The 15,839-nt window shown below is 69.8% G+C and carries 10 protein-coding genes and 1 tRNA gene; 7 read left to right on the plus strand and 4 right to left on the minus strand.

The genetic code is table 11. From position 1 onward, the window contains the following. Positions 1 to 27: 27 nt before the first annotated feature. Positions 28 to 1,248: an acetyl-CoA C-acetyltransferase gene (locus CFW40_RS13400; protein WP_088798004.1), complete on the plus strand. Its 1,221-nt coding sequence runs from the start codon at positions 28 to 30 to the stop codon at positions 1,246 to 1,248. Positions 1,249 to 2,202: 954 nt separating this feature from the next. Next, positions 2,203 to 3,156, plus strand: a complete 954-nt coding sequence (locus tag CFW40_RS13405; protein WP_088798005.1) for a hypothetical protein — start codon at positions 2,203 to 2,205, stop codon at positions 3,154 to 3,156. A 19-nt stretch (positions 3,157 to 3,175) separates the two neighbouring features. Here the strand turns inward: CFW40_RS13405 and CFW40_RS13410 are convergent, their stop codons facing one another. Further along, complete coding sequence (locus CFW40_RS13410) at positions 3,176 to 3,535, minus strand: hypothetical protein (protein WP_088798006.1); 360 nt, start codon at positions 3,533 to 3,535, stop codon at positions 3,176 to 3,178. Between the two features lie 98 nt (positions 3,536 to 3,633). Here CFW40_RS13410 and CFW40_RS13415 point away from each other — a divergent pair, with 98 nt between their 5' ends. After that, positions 3,634 to 3,861 carry a DUF4287 domain-containing protein gene (locus CFW40_RS13415; RefSeq protein ID WP_030088455.1) on the plus strand — a complete coding sequence of 76 codons (228 nt, stop codon included), beginning with the start codon at positions 3,634 to 3,636 and terminating at the stop codon, positions 3,859 to 3,861. Between the two features lie 144 nt (positions 3,862 to 4,005). Here CFW40_RS13415 and CFW40_RS13420 read toward each other — a convergent pair whose 3' ends face one another. Beyond that, on the minus strand, positions 4,006 to 4,866 hold the full coding sequence (locus tag CFW40_RS13420) for a Bax inhibitor-1/YccA family protein (protein WP_088798007.1): 861 nt from the start codon (positions 4,864 to 4,866) through the stop codon (positions 4,006 to 4,008). Between the two features lie 700 nt (positions 4,867 to 5,566). On the opposite strand from CFW40_RS13420, the gene CFW40_RS13425 reads away from it, so the two are divergent. Then, a complete protein-coding gene (locus CFW40_RS13425) occupies positions 5,567 to 8,413 on the plus strand; it encodes a bifunctional glycosyltransferase family 2 protein/CDP-glycerol:glycerophosphate glycerophosphotransferase (RefSeq protein ID WP_176956689.1) in 2,847 nt (948 codons plus the stop codon). Then, positions 8,413 to 9,582, plus strand: coding sequence for a glycosyltransferase (locus CFW40_RS13430; RefSeq protein ID WP_088798009.1), 1,170 nt, complete (start codon positions 8,413 to 8,415; stop codon positions 9,580 to 9,582). The genes CFW40_RS13425 and CFW40_RS13430 overlap by 1 nt, the downstream gene beginning before the upstream one ends. Positions 9,583 to 9,657: 75 nt before the next feature. Here CFW40_RS13430 and CFW40_RS13435 read toward each other — a convergent pair whose 3' ends face one another. Together CFW40_RS13435 and CFW40_RS13440 are read right to left on the minus strand one after the other, a co-directional pair. Continuing rightward, entirely contained in the window at positions 9,658 to 10,872 is a 1,215-nt protein-coding gene (locus CFW40_RS13435) for a beta-ketoacyl synthase (protein WP_088798010.1), read from the minus strand. Between the two features lie 967 nt (positions 10,873 to 11,839). Next, a tRNA-Leu gene (locus CFW40_RS13440) sits at positions 11,840 to 11,921 on the minus strand. A gap of 473 nt (positions 11,922 to 12,394) precedes the next feature. On the opposite strand from CFW40_RS13440, the gene CFW40_RS13445 reads away from it, so the two are divergent. Both CFW40_RS13445 and CFW40_RS13450 read left to right on the plus strand, forming a co-directional pair. After that, entirely contained in the window at positions 12,395 to 13,207 is an 813-nt protein-coding gene (locus tag CFW40_RS13445; RefSeq protein WP_088798011.1) for an ABC transporter ATP-binding protein, read from the plus strand. A 51-nt stretch (positions 13,208 to 13,258) separates the two neighbouring features. Further along, on the plus strand, positions 13,259 to 15,787 hold the full coding sequence (locus CFW40_RS13450; protein ID WP_088798012.1) for an ABC transporter permease: 2,529 nt from the start codon (positions 13,259 to 13,261) through the stop codon (positions 15,785 to 15,787). The last annotated feature ends 52 nt before the right edge of the window (positions 15,788 to 15,839 follow it).

Raw genomic sequence — 15,839 nt, forward strand, 5'->3', positions numbered from 1 at the left:
CATTTCCCGCGCACTTGGAGCCGTGTGATGCCCGAAGCCGTGATCGTCTCAGCCGCCCGCTCCCCGATCGGCCGCGCCTTCAAGGGTTCGCTCAAGGATCTGCGGCCGGACGACCTGACCGCCAAGATCATCGAGACCGCCCTCGCCAAGGTCCCCGAGCTGGACCCCAAGGACATCGACGACCTGATGCTCGGCTGCGGTCTCCCCGGCGGCGAGCAGGGCCACAACCTCGGCCGCATCGTGGCCGTCCAGATGGGGATGGACCACCTCCCGGGCTGCACCATCACCCGCTACTGTTCCTCCTCGCTCCAGACGACCCGCATGGCGCTGCACGCCATCAAGGCCGGCGAGGGCGACGTCTTCATCTCGGCCGGTGTCGAGACCGTCTCGCGCAGCGTCAAGGGCAGCTCCGACGGCCTGCCGGACACCCACAATCCGCTCTTCGCCGACGCCGAGGCCCGCACCGCGGCGCGCGCCGAGCAGGAGGGCGCCGACTGGCACGACCCGCGCGAGGACGGGCTGATCCCGGACGCGTACATCGCGATGGGCCAGACCGCGGAGAACCTGGCCCGCCTCAAGGGCATCACCCGCCAGGACATGGACGAGTTCGGCGTCCGCTCCCAGAACCTCGCCGAGAAGGCGATCAACGACGGTTTCTGGGAGCGGGAGATCACCCCGGTCACGCTGCCCGACGGCACGGTCGTCGCCAAGGACGACGGGCCCCGCGCCGGCGTCACCGTCGAGGGCGTCTCCGGCCTCAAGCCGGTCTTCCGCCCCGACGGCCTGGTGACCGCCGGCAACTGCTGCCCGCTGAACGACGGGGCCGCGGCGCTGGTCATCATGTCCGACACCAAGGCGCGCGAGCTGGGCCTGACCCCGCTCGCCCGGATCGTCTCCACCGGCGTCTCCGGCCTCTCCCCCGAGATCATGGGTTACGGCCCGGTCGAGGCCAGCAAGCAGGCGCTGCGGCGGGCCGGCCTCTCGGTTTCCGACATCGACCTGGTCGAGATCAACGAGGCGTTCGCCGCCCAGGTGATCCCGTCCTACCGCGACTTGGGCATCGACCTGGACCGCCTCAACGTCAACGGCGGCGCGATCGCCGTCGGCCACCCCTTCGGCATGACCGGCGCCCGGATCACCACCACCCTCATCAACTCCCTCCAGTGGCACGACAAGCAGTTCGGCCTGGAGACGATGTGCGTGGGCGGCGGCCAGGGCATGGCGATGGTCATCGAGCGGCTGAGCTGAGTCGTAGCGGAGGGTGGAGGTCGGGGTGCGAGGAACGAGTGCCCCGGCATCCGCCCGCAGCGGAGGCGAAGCTCAGCGCGACCACGAACACGCGCGACTGAGCTGAGTCGTAGCGGATGGTGGAGGTCGGGGTGCGAGGAACGAGTGCCCCGGCATCCGCCCGCAGCGGAGGCGAAGCTCAGCGCGACCACGAACACGCGCGGCTGAGCTGAGTCGTAGCGGATGGTGGAGGTCGGGGTGCGAGGAACGAGTGCCCCGGCATCCGCTCGCAGCGGAAGCTCAGCTCAGTGCGACCATGAACGCCCACGGCTGAGCTGAGCCGCAGTACGCACGCCCGGCCCGCCCCGTAGCAGAGAGTGGCCGCCGGCCGCGCGCGCGAGCGCATGCGCCCGGCCGCGCGCCGCTCGCCAGGGCGCGCGACAAAACAGACCAACTACCGCCCGGCGCACACCCCTCGCGGTCATCCGGACACGGGCGGCGACATGGCGTGACCTGTGCCACTCGTTAACGAGATCGCGACCCAATCTCCCCCAGGATTGTGACCAACGCCCTGAAGGAGAGGCGTTCTTGCAGGTCAGCAGGGGTTCGCCCGGCCGAACAAGCCCCCGGCTCCCCTCCTTTTCAGGACATAGCGCACCCGGAGCGGTCGCCGACCACCGGCAGCCTGATGTAGGAAGTCGGAGAACATTCTGCTAACGGGAGTACGCCGGTGAGCGAGGCGCTACCAGGAGTGATCCCGTGAGCGAGCGCATCAAGGGGGTCACCCCGACCGAAGGCCGGGGCGAGTCCACGTATCGGTGCGCGGCCCGTGCGCTGAGGTGAGGGCCGCCGAGCGAAGTGGGGAGGACGCATGAGCGAGCGTCACCCGGGGACCCCCTCGGCCACCGGCCGGGGGCGCCTCGCCCAGGGGTGCGCGTCTCGCCCGTGCGGGACCGAACGAAGAGAGGTTTCGGCATGAGCGTCACCACCCTCGTCCTGCTGCTGGCCGCGGCCGTCGCCGTGGCGCTGGGCGCCGCCGCCCTGCACACCGCCCGCGCCCTGCGCCGGCAGCTCGCCGAGCTGCACGCCGAGCTCCGCTCGGCCCGGCAGGACGCCGTCGCGAGCCCCGCGGCGGTGCACCCGGCCGCGGCAGCCATCCCGGCCGCCCGCGCCACTCCCGCCGCCGAGACCCCGCTCGCCGACATACGTGCCGCCGTCGCCGATGCCCTGGCCGAGGAGCGGGAACGCGAACTGGCCGAGGCCCGCGCCTTCTGGGCCGCGCAGGAGGCCAGGGACGCCGCCGACGCCCCGTCCCTGCTGGGCGGTCTCGCCGGCCTCGGCGACGACCTCCTCGACGGCCGCGCCGACCCGCGCGAGCTGCCCGACCACCAGGACGCCGACCGGTTCGACACCCAGCCGTTCCTCCCCCGCCAGGCGGACCTGGCGGGACTGGAGCCGCTGCTGGGCCCGGACGCCCTGGAGGCGATGGACGCGCTGGAGTCCATGGACGCCCTGGACGCGCCGGAGTTGGAGCCCGTCGAGGAGACCGAGTCCGCCGAGCTGGCCGCCGCGCGCCGGCGCCACCCCTCGCACCCCGACTTTTCCCCGTCCCCGGTGGTCAGTGACCACGAGCGCACCGTCGCGCGCCTGGAGGAACTGGCACAGCTGGCGACCCCGCTCGCGGACGTCCGCCCCGGCCCGCTGGGCACCCTGGACGTCTATGTCTTCACCGACGGCACCACGCTCTGCCTGACCCCCGGGCAGCGCGAGACCGCGGAGCGCGTGGCCGGCGCACTGCACGCGGGGCACACCCCCGTGCTGCTGGGCGGCTCCGGCATCTCCGGCGCGTACGCGCTGACCTTCTCCTGGGGCGAGAGCCGCGAGGACAGCGTCTACATCCTCGCCGACCGCGTCATCGCCTCGCTCTGACCCGGCGCGGCGGTCCGCGTCAGCAGCGTTCCGCCGTCGCCCGGACGCATCGCACGGCCTCCGCCAGTTCGTCGGCGGGGGCCTTTTTCGCGTCAGAAACCCCCGCCGCGTCGGCCATCCGCACCGCCGCGGCGCGCAGCGCCTCGACAAGATCGTGGCCGGCCACCGCCAGCTGGTCGCCGGCCGCGAACACCCCGGCGTCCGGCAGCTCCCGCGGGGGCTCCCCCGGCCGTTCGATCAGCTGCGCGCGGGCCGCCAACTGCCGCGCCAGCGCCAGACCTTCGGCCGCGGCACCCTGGTGGAGCCTGCTCTGCGGCAGCGATCGGAGCCGGTCGGCGAGGGCGTCCACGGCGGTCTGCAAGGGGGTCACGTCAAGCACGCAGTGAGCCTATGCGCCACCCCGGGGTGGTTGCCAACGCCCGAACGCTCAGGCACGGTGGGCTGAAGAACCAGCATCGACCGCGTCCGGAGGCGCCGATGTCTCAGCTCTTCTCAGAAGAGACCCACCGGAACATGCTCTCCCGTATCCCGCACTGCACCGGCCGGGAAATCTCCGACTGGCTCCGCACCGTTGAAGAAGGCCCCGCTCTCTTCCGTTTCGACGAAAAGGTCAGCTGGCTCCGTGGCGAGCACAATCTCGCCTACGGCCACGCCAAGGCAATTGTCCATGAACACGACCTCAGGCGCGCCGCGCGCAAGTTCTGATCCGCGGTGACGGGGCCCGGCCCCGGTCCGGCTCGGGACACTCCTTTCACCACGCCGAAGGGCCCGTGGGCAGATCTGCCCACGGGCCCTTCGTGCGGCGCTCGGGCCGCGTACGGCGCCTGGTGCGCCCGGCGTCGTGCGGGGTCAGTCGCCCCGGAGGATGGAGATCAGCCGCAGCATCTCCACGTAGATCCACACCAGGGTCGTGGTCAGGCCGAACGCCGCCAGCCAGGACTCCTCGCGCGGCGCGCCGTAGGCGACACCGTCCTCGACCTGCTTGAAGTCCAGCGCCAGGAAGAGCGCGCCGAGGACCACGCCCACGACGCCGAAGACGATGCCCAGGCCGCCGCTGCGGAAGCCGAGGCCGTCACCCCCGCTGAACACCATGAACAGGACGTTGACCATCGACAGCAGGAAGAAGCCGAGGCCCGCGATGATCACGAAGCGGGTGAACCGGGCGGTGACCCGGATGATCCGCGTCTTGTAGGCGACCAGCATGGCGACGAACACCGCCATCGTGCCCAGCACCGCCTGCATGGGGGCGCCGTGCAGCTTCGGCAGGTCGTTGATGAAGCCGCTGAGCGCCCCGAGGAAGAGGCCTTCCAGCCCCGCGTACCCGAGGATCAGTGCGGGCGACGGCGTGCGCTTGAAGGACTGGATGACGCCCAGCACCATCGCGACCAGGCCGGCACCGAACGCGAAGCCGAGGCTCCCCGTCAGGAAGAGCCAGCCGGCGGTGGCGCCGACGATGAGCGTGCCGAGCGTCATGCCCGTGCGCATGACGACGTCGTCCATCGTCATCGGGCGGGTCTGCGGGCTGTACTGCGGCGGTGCCTGGGTTACCTGCTGCTGGTCCTGGGCGTAGGGGTTGCCGCCCTGCGCGTAGGGGTTGGCTCCGGCGTACGGGTTCGCGGCGGCCCCGGCCTGCGGCGGTGCGTTGAAGCCCGCGTAGCCGGTGGCGCGGCTGAACCCCCGTCGCGAGAAGACCGGGTTGCTGCTCCTCATCTCACTCCTCCATGGCCGCCCTGCGCGGCCTCGACGGCAAGCGTAATGGCTTGGCAAAGGGGCGTCGCTAGTTCTTGAGCAGGATCTTTCCCCGAACCCGCCCGGACACCTCCTCCGAGAGGAGGACGTGCGAGAGGACGCAGAGGTGCCCGGAGCGGGTCCGGCGGGGTGCCCGGAGTGGCCCCGGACAGGCGATGCCCGACCGGCCGGGCGGCCCTGCCGCTACACCGTCGCGCCCGCCCGTCCCCGTCATTTTGGATATTCGATCTCTTGCCGTGTTGTTGCTGTGTTCTTGCCGTGCCCGTCGCACTCTTACCGCTCTCTTGTTGCCTTCTTGTTGCCGTCCGTTGTCGTCGCGGGAGGCCGTCGCGCTCGAACTGCCATTTCCCTCCGCTGCCCCGGGGACTCCTTCCCGGGACGCTTCGCGCGAAATCCGATAAATGTCTGATCGCAACGGACCTCGCCTGACGCGGCAGGCAACCGATTCACGGGGGGACCCGTCTTCCCTGGCGGCCGGATCCTGCCCCGGCGGGTGGATCCGCAGGGCTGACGCATGGTCAAGATCCGAACGCCGGAGTACCCCTCGCCACTCTCCCGCGACTCACCGTCCGTAGCGCTATGGACGCGATCGGTTGTAATCCGGGGGTACACATAGGGCTATTCTGGCGGGAAACAGTAGCGAAAGAGGGTTGAGGTGCCTGTGCCTGACGTCTCAGTAGTCGTCATCGTCTACAACGACGCCGACCGGTTGCCGACCGCGGTTCAGTCCGTGCTGGATCAAACGCTCCGGGACGTCGAGGTGGTGATCGTCGACGACTGCAGCACCGACCGTTCTTTCGAAGTGGCGCAGCGGCTCGCCGCTGATCATCCAGGGCGGGCCAGAGCCTTCCAGCTGCCGGAGAACAGCGGTGGGTGCGGCGAGCCGCGCAACGCCGGCATCCAGCACACCCGGGGCCGCTACGTCATGTTCCTGGACAGCGATGACGTCCTGGAACCCAATGCGTGCCGGAATATGCTGGAGGCCGCCGAGAAAACCGGCGCCGATATCGTTTCCGGTCAGTGCGTACGACTGCATGTGGACACCCGCAACAAGAAGCGGGACGAGTGGTATTCCTGGCTGTACTCCACCACCCGGACCATTGATTCCGTAACGGAATTTCCGGACCTGTTCGTGTGGGACACCCTCTCCACCAACAAATGCTACCGGCGCGAATTCCTCATGGCGCACAATCTCCGCTTCGCCAAGGGATTGTTCTACGAGGACCTGCTCTTTATCGCCGATGCTTACCTCGCCGCGGAACGCATCACCCTGATCCCCAATCAGGTCTATTTCTGGAATGTCTACACGCAGGGCGCCGTGAAGTCGGTGACAAACCGCCGGCACGAGATGAGAAATTACGTCCACCGGCTGGAGGTCCACAAGCGGATCGACGCCATGCTGGCGGAGCGCGGTCTCACCGAGATGAAGCTCGCCAAGGACATCAAATTCCTCAAGCACGACCTGGTGCTGCATCTGCGGGATCTGCCGTTCCGGGACGAGGCCTACCGCCGGGAGTTCGCCGAGCTCTCCCGGGAATACCTCGCCGGCGTGGCCCCCGAGGCGTACGAGCACGTCCAGCCGATACAGGCCATCTGTGCGTATCTGCTCCAGCAGGGTGACTGGGCCAACCTGATCCCGGCCGTCGACACGCTCATCAACCGCACCAAGCTCTCCTCGCCGCTCGCCGAGCACGACGGCCGGATCTACTGGTGCGGGGGCCACTTCGACGATGCGTTCGGGCGCGGTGTGCTGGACGTGACCGACCTCGGCTACCACGAGAAGCCGGTCAACCAGCTGTTCCTGCGCAACCAGCTCACCGGCTTCGGCGAGGTGGGCCGGGCCGTCTCGCTGACCGGCGAGATCACCAACCCGCTCGGCCTCATCCCGCCCGGTGCGCGGCTCAAGGGCGAGCTGGAGTTCAGTGCCCGGCGGCGCAGCCTGCAGTCCTTCCACTTCCCGGTGCAGGAGCTGCGCCACGAAGGTGACGCCATCCACTGGGCGGCCGTCGCCGACCTCACCGCGAAGCTGCGCCCGCTGGGCATCGTCGACACCATCTGGGACGTACGGCTGCGTCTGGAGGTGGACGGCGTGCGCACCACGAGCCGGCTCACCGTCGCCGACACCGCGCTGTCCGGGGCGCTGCCGGTGCGGCCGCGGCTGACACGCATGGTCGCCGACCACCTCGAACCGCATGTCTCGGCCAAGGGCCATCTGGCATTCCGCCTGGTCAGCGAGAGCCGGCAGGCCGAGCGCGTACAGGAACTGATCACCCGCGGGGTGCACGGCAAGCCGGGGACGCTGGCCAAGACCGGCTACCGCAAGGCGAAGGCGCTGCGCGGCAAGGTCCTCTCGGGCGACAACAAGATCCGCGCCTATCACGAGGTGTTCAGCCGGCTGCCGGTCAAGAAGCGCACGGTGGTCTTCGAAAGCCACCTGGGCAAGCAGTACAGCGACAGCCCGCGCGCCCTCTACGAGGAGATGCGCCGGCAGGGCCTGGAGTTCGAGGCGATCTGGTCGTACGCGGGGTCCCCCAAGGGCTTCCCCAAGGACGCCACGCTCGTCAAGCGCTGGTCACTGCCCTACCTCAAGGCACTGGCCCAGGCCGAGTTCTGGGTGGACAACCAGAGCTATCCGCTCAAGCTCACCAAGCGCCCGGAGACCACCTACCTCCAGACCTGGCACGGCTCGGCGCTGAAGAACATGGGCTTCGACCAGCCGGCGCTGAAGGCGCAGACCCGGCAGCAGCAGGCGGAGCAGCAGCGTTCGCTGGACCGCTTCGACCGGTTCCTGATCCGCTCCGAGCACGATGTGCACACCCTCGCCAGGGCCTTCCGGCTCAAGGAGAAGACCCTGCTGCGGGTGGGGTACCCGCGCAATGACGCGTTGGTACGCGCCCGGCAGCGGGAGGCGGACCGGGGGGTGCGTGAACGCGGGCCGCTGGCGGCCAAGTTGGGCATTCCCGACGACAAGACCGTGCTGCTTTACGCGCCGACGTTCCGTAAGGCCGGCGGCCGGCACGGGCGCTTCGAATTGCCCTTCGACGTGGAGCGTTTCGCCGATCGGTTCGGCGACCGCTATGTCCTCCTGGTGCGTTCGCACTACCTCAATCACGTGGTGCTGCCGCCGACCGTGCAGGGCCGGATCATCGACGTATCGGGGCACCACGATGTGACCCCGGTGCTGGAGCTGGCCGACGGGCTGATCACCGACTATTCCTCGGTGATGTTCGACTATGCGCTGCTCGACCGGCCGCTGGTGTTCTTCACCTACGACTACGACGAGTATGTGCACGAGGGCCGTGGCACCTACTTCGATCTGCTGGAGCACGCACCGGGCCCGGTGGTCCGCACCGAGGACGATTTCCACCAGGCGATCAAGGCCTTCGACTCGCAGTCCGCGGAATACGCGGAGAGCCGCAGGGAATTCGTCGCCAAGTTCGGTGAATACGACCAGGGCAACGCCGCCCAGAGCATCGTCGATCAGTTTTTCGCGCAGTGGAGCCGTTGATGACCGAGTCGTACGCAGCCGAGCCGCGGGACATCTTCTTCGTCTCCAACAGCGTCAACGAGGTGGGTGGCGTCACCAGTTGGTCGCACCAGATGGCGCGCCTGTTCAGCGAGCGGGGCCACCGGGTGCACCTCATCGGCGTGGTGCCGCCCCCGGAGGGGCGGGTCCACGAGCTGGCGGCCGACCTGCCGTTCAAGACCACCACGCTCTACTCCGAGCACCCGCCGTCGGTCCACCCCGCGCGGGGCCTCAAGGGCAGGCTCAACCTCGTCGAGCAGCGCCGTCGCGCTGCCCGCGAGGCCGGTATGCACGAGCAGGCGGGCAAGATGAGCGCGCTGTTCCGGGCGGCCGCGCCGGGCGGCGTGGTGATCGTCACGCAGGTGTGGGCGATGGAGTGGGTGGCGCTGGCCGACACCGCGGGTCTGAGTGTGATCGGTATGAGCCATGAATCCTTCGAAACCTGCCGTAAGTCGTCGCGCTTCGCCCGGGTCAAGCGGTTTTACGCGAACGTCGACCGGATGTTGACGCTCACCCGGGAGGACGCCGACCGCTGGATCCGGCAGCGGATGGACAACGTCGGCTTCATGCCGAACCCGCTGCCGTTCTTCCCGGAGGTCCCCTCGGACCGCTCCCACAAGTGTGTGGTCAGCATCGGCCGGCTCCACGAGGAGAAGGGCGTGGACCTCCTGCTGGAGGCCTGGGCCAAGGTCGCGCCGCAGCACCCCGACTGGACGCTGCGGATCTACGGCTCCGGCGAGGAAGAGGAGGCACTGCGCAAGCAGGCCGCGGACCTGGGAGTCGCGTCCACGGTCGCCTGGATGGGCCGGACGTCCGACGTGCCGGGCGCACTGCGGGAGAGCGCGGTCTTCGCCCTCAGCTCGCGCGGCGAGGGCTTCCCGCTGGCCCCCATGGAGGCCATGGCGACGGCCGTGCCGTGTGTGGCGTTCGATGTGGCACCGGGCGTCCACGAGATCATCTCGGACGGCGTGGACGGCCTCCTCGCTCCCCCGGGCAACATCACCGAGTTCGCCCGGCATCTCGACACCCTGATGTCCGACAAGGACCTCCGCGACACCATGGGCGAAGCGGCCCGGGAGAACATCCAGCGCTTCTCTACGGATGAGATCGTCGGCTGCTGGGAGAGCCTGTTCGCTCTCGTGGAGCGCTGAGGCGCGGGACGGGACCACCACGCCCTGCGGGGAGGGGGCCGCCACGGATCACGTGGCGGCCCCCTCCCCCTACGGTCACGTGGTGAAGACCAGGCTCACGTTGTGGCCGCCGAAACCGAAGGAGTTGGCCAGTGCGGCGTTCCAGCGGCCGGCCCGGTTCTCGCCCCGCACCACGTCCAGGTCGATCCTCGGGTCGAGGGTGTCGAGGTTGCGGACGGCGGGGGCCACGCCGTCCCTGAGCGCCAGCAGCGCCGCCAGCGCGCCCACCGCGCCGGAGGCACCCAGCATGTGGCCGGTCATGGACTTCGTGGCGGTGACGGAGGCATGGGTGCCCACCGCGCGGCCGATCGCCTCGGCCTCGGCCAGGTCGCCGGACTCGGTGGAGGTGGCGTGGGCGTGCACATGGCCGATGTCCCGCGCGGTCAGCTCCGCATCGCGCAGGGCCAGTTCGATGGCGTGGACCTGGCCTGCCGCGTCGGACGCCGTGATGTGGTTCGCGCTGGAGCTGACGGCGCTGCCGGCCAGCGTGCCGTACGCCGTCGCGCCGCGGGCCCGGGCGAACCCGGCGCGCTCCAGGACCATGATTCCCGCGCCCTCGCCCATGACGAAGCCGCTGCGGGCCACATCGAACGGGCGGGAGACCGACTCCGGGTCCGCCGACTGCGTGGAGAGCGCCTTCATCTGGGCAAAGGCGGCGAGGGTGAACGGGTGCAGGCAGGCCTCGACGCCCCCCGCGACCACCACGTCCACCCGCCCGGCACGGAGCAGGTCGAGGCCCATCGCCAGCGCCTCGGCACCGGACGCACAGGCGCTGACCGGCGTCCTGGCCCCGCCCTTGGCGCCCAGGTCCATGCTCACCCAGGCGGCCGGTCCGTTGGGCATGAGCATGGGCACCGCGAACGGCGAGAGCCGGCGTGCCCCGGACTTCTCGAAGAGGTCGTCCTGGCCGAGGGTGGTCAGCACACCGCCGGTGCCGGTACCGATGACCACGGCCAGCCGTTCGGGCTCGACCTCGGGCGCGCCGGCGTCCTGCCAGGCCTCGCGCGAGACGCGTATCGCCAACTGCTCGCTGCGGTCCAGCTTCCGGGCTTCCGTACGCGGCAGCGCGGCGGCCGGATCCTCGGTGAGCGAGGCCGCGACGCTCACCGGGAGATCCGTGGCCCACTCCTCTTCCAGCGCGCGCACCCCGGACTTCCCCGCCAGCAGCCCCGACCAGGACGATGACGCATCGGCGCCGACCGGAGTCATCGCTCCGACACCCGTCACCAGCACCTGACGGTTCTCGGTCATCTCCGTCTCCTCTGATCTCATAGAAACCGCACAAAGCCCATGGCGGGCCCGTAGAGATCATCTCAGCGATACGCTCGCCAAAGAGGGGCAGAGCAGACCGATTTCGGCGACGGTAAGTTGTGAATCTCCCACAACAACGCGCAACGCTCTCGGCACCGGGAAAACCGCGGTGATCCGCTCGACCGCTCCGTACGCCCGTTTCGGCTCCCCGGCCGCCCTCGAACGCCGGAGCGGGCCGCCCGCCCTTGCGTGTAGCGGCCACCACCTCGCATCGCCTCACATCCGAAGGCGATGGGGTGCCATTTTTTTCACGCCGCAAAACTTCCGAAAGCGCCGATCGCTCGGCGCCCGGCGCGTTCGCCGTCCACCACCCGGCGACGCGAAGAAGGCAAAAGCGGGCCCGGGCAACAGAAGTGGCACAACGCTTTCCGGATCAGGGCGGGCACATCAGCCGGATGGCGTCGGAGAGGAAGTGCGCGGTGCCGGGTATCGGCTCACCGACAGCGGGAAAATCCAATATTCAAGTTACCTCGGGTATGCGCCAGGAGTGCGCCCCGCGAGGGCCGTACGAGGCGAACGCCGCGCCACCCACCACGAAGGCGGAGAACCCCTGCCGTCCGCCGGGCCCCCCTTCGGTGGGCCCCGCCCGCCACACCCGACCGCCGTTCTCGAAGACAGCCTGCGGTCAGGCGAGTTGACGGGCTCTCAGCGCTCCCCGGGAGCAGCCCCGGCATAGGACACGGTACGAACAGGGCGCGCACAGGGCGGGCCGCCCAGGCGTTTGCCCGAGGCCGTCATGGCGGCACTTCACTTGGTAACCCGGGATATTTCCGGCACGATTTTCCGCGGGCGGCTCTCGTCGTCCACACCGTCAAAGTCCCCGCGTTCCCGGCGTGTTCCGGTGAAGCGCAGGGACCTGGGATCTATATGGTTGTTTGTTCAAGGTCTCAAGGTTGCGCTTGAGCAGTGCCCGGAGCCGGACTTGAACCGGCACGGCCCGTAGGCCAGCGAGGTTTAAGCTCGCCGTGTCTGCATTCCACCATCCGGGCCTGGGCTCCCCCCATGCCACCTCAAAGAGGCAGCACGAGCGTAGCCCGCAGCACACGACACAGACCGGCCGCTCTTCCCGAGGTTGTCTTATTTTATTGGCAACTGAGGGAGCATCAGTGCCGGGTACAGGCCTTGGGCACATGCCTGAGGCCCACCTTCGCCAGGACACCCCGCAACGCAATTTCTTGTCCGAATTGACGGAAACTCGACGCCCTCTCCGAGCCCCCGCGCCGCCGCGGCGCCGGCCCGTCCGGCCACCGCGGACGCAGTAGCGCCCGTCAGGGTTCCGCTCCTCCCCAGGGATGACCCGCACTCCCCGGCTACCTCCCAGGTGTGGCCCAGGACGGGCACAGGGGTTGACGTCCGAGCCCCCCGCCCTGTCCCACGATGGAAAGGTCCGCTTCCGTCCGCGGCAGCTGTCCTCACGGCCGTCGCGGATCCGAGGTCCTCCGTCCCGACAGGAGCCGTTCCCGTGACCACCACCCACACCGGCGTCGCCCCCGCCCCCCGCGCCACCGCGGCGGCCGCCCGCGCCACGGACCTCACCAAGGTCTACGGACAGGGCGAGACCCAGGTGGTCGCCCTGGACGCGGTCTCCGTCGAATTCCGGCAGGCCCAGTTCACCGCGATCATGGGCCCCTCCGGGTCCGGTAAGTCGACCCTGATGCACTGCATGGCAGGGCTGGACGCGATCTCCGGCGGCTCCGCCCGGATCGGCGACACCGAACTGACCGGGCTGAAGGACAAGAAGCTCACCCAGCTCCGGCGCGACAAGATCGGCTTCATCTTCCAGGCGTTCAACCTGCTGCCGACCCTGAACGCCCTGGAGAACATCACCCTGCCCATGGACATAGCGGGCCAGAAGCCCGACCGCGCCTGGCTGGACCGCGTCGTGGAGACCGTCGGCCTGGCCGGCCGTCTCAAGCACCGCCCCAGCCAGCTCTCCGGCGGCCAGCAGCAGCGCGTCGCGGTCGCCCGTGCACTGGCCTCCCGGCCCGAGATCATCTTCGCCGACGAGCCGACCGGAAACCTCGACTCGCGCTCCGGCTCCGAGATCCTCGGCTTCCTGCGCAACTCCGTGCGCGAACTGGGCCAGACCGTGGTGATGGTGACCCACGACCCGGTCGCCGCCTCGTACGCGGACCGCGTGGTCTTCCTCGCCGACGGCCGGATCGTCGACGACATGGCCGGTCCGACCGCCGACACCGTGCTGGAGCGGATGCGGAACCTTTCCGGGGCGGCGCCCCGGACCCCCGGCCCCGACGCCCGGGCCCGCACGACCTGATCAGCGGCAGCCGCCACCCGTACCACCGGACCTCACCTCCAGGACCCCTTCATGTTCAAAACCGCCGTGCGCAATGTGCTTGCGCACAAGGCCCGGCTGCTGATGACCGTGCTCGCCGTGATGCTCGGCGTGGCCTTTGTCGCCGGCACCCTGGTCTTCACCTCGACCATCTCCCAGGCGTCCGAGGGCGCGATGCAGCAGAGCTTCCGCAACGTCGACGTGGCCCTCCAGCCGCGGTCCGGCGAGGCCACCGGCGCACCGCCCCTCCTCGACCAGAAGCTCCTCGACAAGGCGGCCCGGGTGCCCGGCGCCGCCTCCGCCACCGGTGTCGTCCACGGCTTCACCGCCATCGCCGACAAGAAGGGCGAGCTGATCGGCGACGCCTCCCACAGCGAGGGCGGCAACTACGCCCCCGGCACCGGCGGCAAGGACCCCCGCTACCCGATGCGCAACGGCGCACCCCCGCACGGCCCGCACGAGTTCGCACTGGACGCCCCCACCGCGGACAAGGCCGGCTACAAGGTCGGCGACACCGTACGGATATCCACCAACGGCCCGGTCCACGAGCAGCGGCTGACCGGCATCTTCACCACCGACGCCCACCGGGTCCCGCCCGGCAGCAGCCTCGCCCTGTTCGACACCCCGACCGCCCAGAAGCTGCTGGGCGCCCCCGGCAGCTTCCACGAGATCCAGCTCAGGGCCGACCCGGGCACCTCCCAGACGGCCCTGAAGTCCGCGGTCGAGTCGGTGCTTCCCAAGGGGCAGGCCGAGGTCAGCACCGGCAAGCAGCTCTCCGACGACCTGGCCAAGATGATCGAGAGCAACAGCGAAGAGATGCAGCGGTACCTGCTGGTCTTCGCCGGCATCGCGCTCTTCGTCGGCATCTTCCTCATCGCCAACACCTTCACCATGCTGGTCGCCCAGCGCACCCAGGAACTGGCGCTGCTGCGCGCGGTCGGCGCCAGCCGCCGTCAGGTCACCCGCTCGGTGCTGCTGGAGGCGTTCGTGGTGGGCCTGATCGCCTCCGTGGTCGGCCTGGCCGTCGGCATCGGCATCGGCGCCGGACTGCGCTCCCTGACGAGCAGCATGAGCACCACCACGCCCGAGGGCCCCCTGGTGGTCCCCTTCTCGGCCGTGGTGGCCTCCCTGCTCGTCGGTGTCCTCATCACCGTCCTGGCCGCCTGGCTGCCGGGCCGGCGCGCCGCGAAGATCCCGCCGGTCGCCGCGATGAACAGCGTGCACGCCACCCCCACCACCAAGTCGCTGGTGGTGCGCAACACCCTCGGTGCGCTGGTCGCGGGCGCCGGGACGGCCGGAGTGCTGGCCGCCACCCACATCTCCGATGACGAAGCCGGCGTCAAGGTGCTGAGCCTGAGTGCGGCGGTGGCGATGACCGGCGTGTTCATCCTGACCCCGCTGCTGTCCCGCCCGCTGATCGCGCTGGCCGCACCCGTCCTGCGGTCCTTCGGGGTCGCCGGCACCCTCGCCCGGCTCAACGCGGTCCGCAATCCGCGCCGTACGGCCGCCACCGCCTCCGCGCTGATGATCGGGCTGACCCTGATCACCGGTCTGACGGTGATCGCGACCAGTGTGCAGACCGGCGTCGAGAAGAAGGCCGTCGCGTCCCTCAAGGCCGACTACGTGGTCTCCATGGCGGGCAACCAGCCGCTCTCCCCCGAGGTGGCGAAGAAGCTCGGCACCCTGGACGAGGTCACCGCCGTCAGCCCCTTGCGCCAGTCCGTCACGGACGGCGCCGACCCGGCGATGCTGACCTCCGTCGACGGCGGCACATTCGACCAGCTCACCCGACTCGACTTCACCCAGGGCTCGTTGGGCCGGCTCCGGGGCGACCGGGTGGTGGTCGACGAGCGGACCGCCGAGAGGCTCAAACTGCACCCGGGCTCGCGTATCCCGGTGACCTTCAACGACAAAACCAAGAGCACCCTCACCGTCTCGGGTGTCTACGAGCCCAGCGACATCCTCATGGGCGTGCTGGTGGACCACGCCACCGTCGCCCCGCACCAGAAGCAGGTCGTCGAGACCCGGGTGCTGGTGAAGACCCGGGACGGCGCCTCCGCCGCCACCAAGGAGTCGCTGGTCACCGCGCTCGGCAAGAACCCGGCGATCTCCGTCGCCGACAAGCAGCAGGTCTCCGACGAGATCGCCGGCCAGATCACCATGATGCTGAACGTGCTGTACGGGCTGCTCGCCATGGCCGTGATCGTCGCGGTGCTCGGTGTCATCAACACCCTGGCGATGTCGGTCTTCGAACGCGCGCAGGAGATCGGGATGCTGCGGGCCATCGGACTGGACCGCCTCGGCATCAAGCGGATGGTGCGGCTGGAGTCACTGGTGATCTCGCTCTTCGGCGGGGTACTGGGGGTCGGCCTGGGCGTCTTCTTCGGTTGGGCCGGCGGTCAGCTGATCAGCAAGTCGATGAAGGGGTACGAGATGGAGCTGCCCTGGGGGCGGATGGGTCTGTTCCTCGCGGTGGCGGCGCTGATCGGTGTCCTGGCGGCGTTGTGGCCGGCCCGCCGGGCGGCGCGGCTGAACATCCTCGCCGCCATCAAGGCGGAGTAGCGCGGAGCGGCCGGTGGGTGCGCCGGGCCCGGCCGGGGCCCGGCGCACAACG

The organism is Streptomyces sp. 2114.4, assembly GCF_900187385.1.
GTDB classification, from domain to species: Bacteria; Actinomycetota; Actinomycetes; order Streptomycetales; family Streptomycetaceae; genus Streptomyces; species Streptomyces mooreae.

Excerpts from the sequence above, each read along its gene's own strand:
- CFW40_RS13450 (WP_088798012.1), top strand. The coding sequence starts at position 13,259 with ATGTTCAAAACCGCCGTGCGCAATGTGCTTGCGCACAAGGCCCGGCTG.
- CFW40_RS13435 (WP_088798010.1), bottom strand. The coding sequence starts at position 10,872 with ATGACCGAGAACCGTCAGGTGCTGGTGACGGGTGTCGGAGCGATGACT.
- CFW40_RS13430 (WP_088798009.1), top strand. The coding sequence starts at position 8,413 with ATGACCGAGTCGTACGCAGCCGAGCCGCGGGACATCTTCTTCGTCTCC.
- CFW40_RS13420 (WP_088798007.1), bottom strand. The coding sequence starts at position 4,866 with ATGAGGAGCAGCAACCCGGTCTTCTCGCGACGGGGGTTCAGCCGCGCC.
- CFW40_RS13415 (WP_030088455.1), top strand. The coding sequence starts at position 3,634 with ATGTCTCAGCTCTTCTCAGAAGAGACCCACCGGAACATGCTCTCCCGT.
- CFW40_RS13400 (WP_088798004.1), top strand. The coding sequence starts at position 28 with ATGCCCGAAGCCGTGATCGTCTCAGCCGCCCGCTCCCCGATCGGCCGC.
- CFW40_RS13405 (WP_088798005.1), top strand. The coding sequence starts at position 2,203 with ATGAGCGTCACCACCCTCGTCCTGCTGCTGGCCGCGGCCGTCGCCGTG.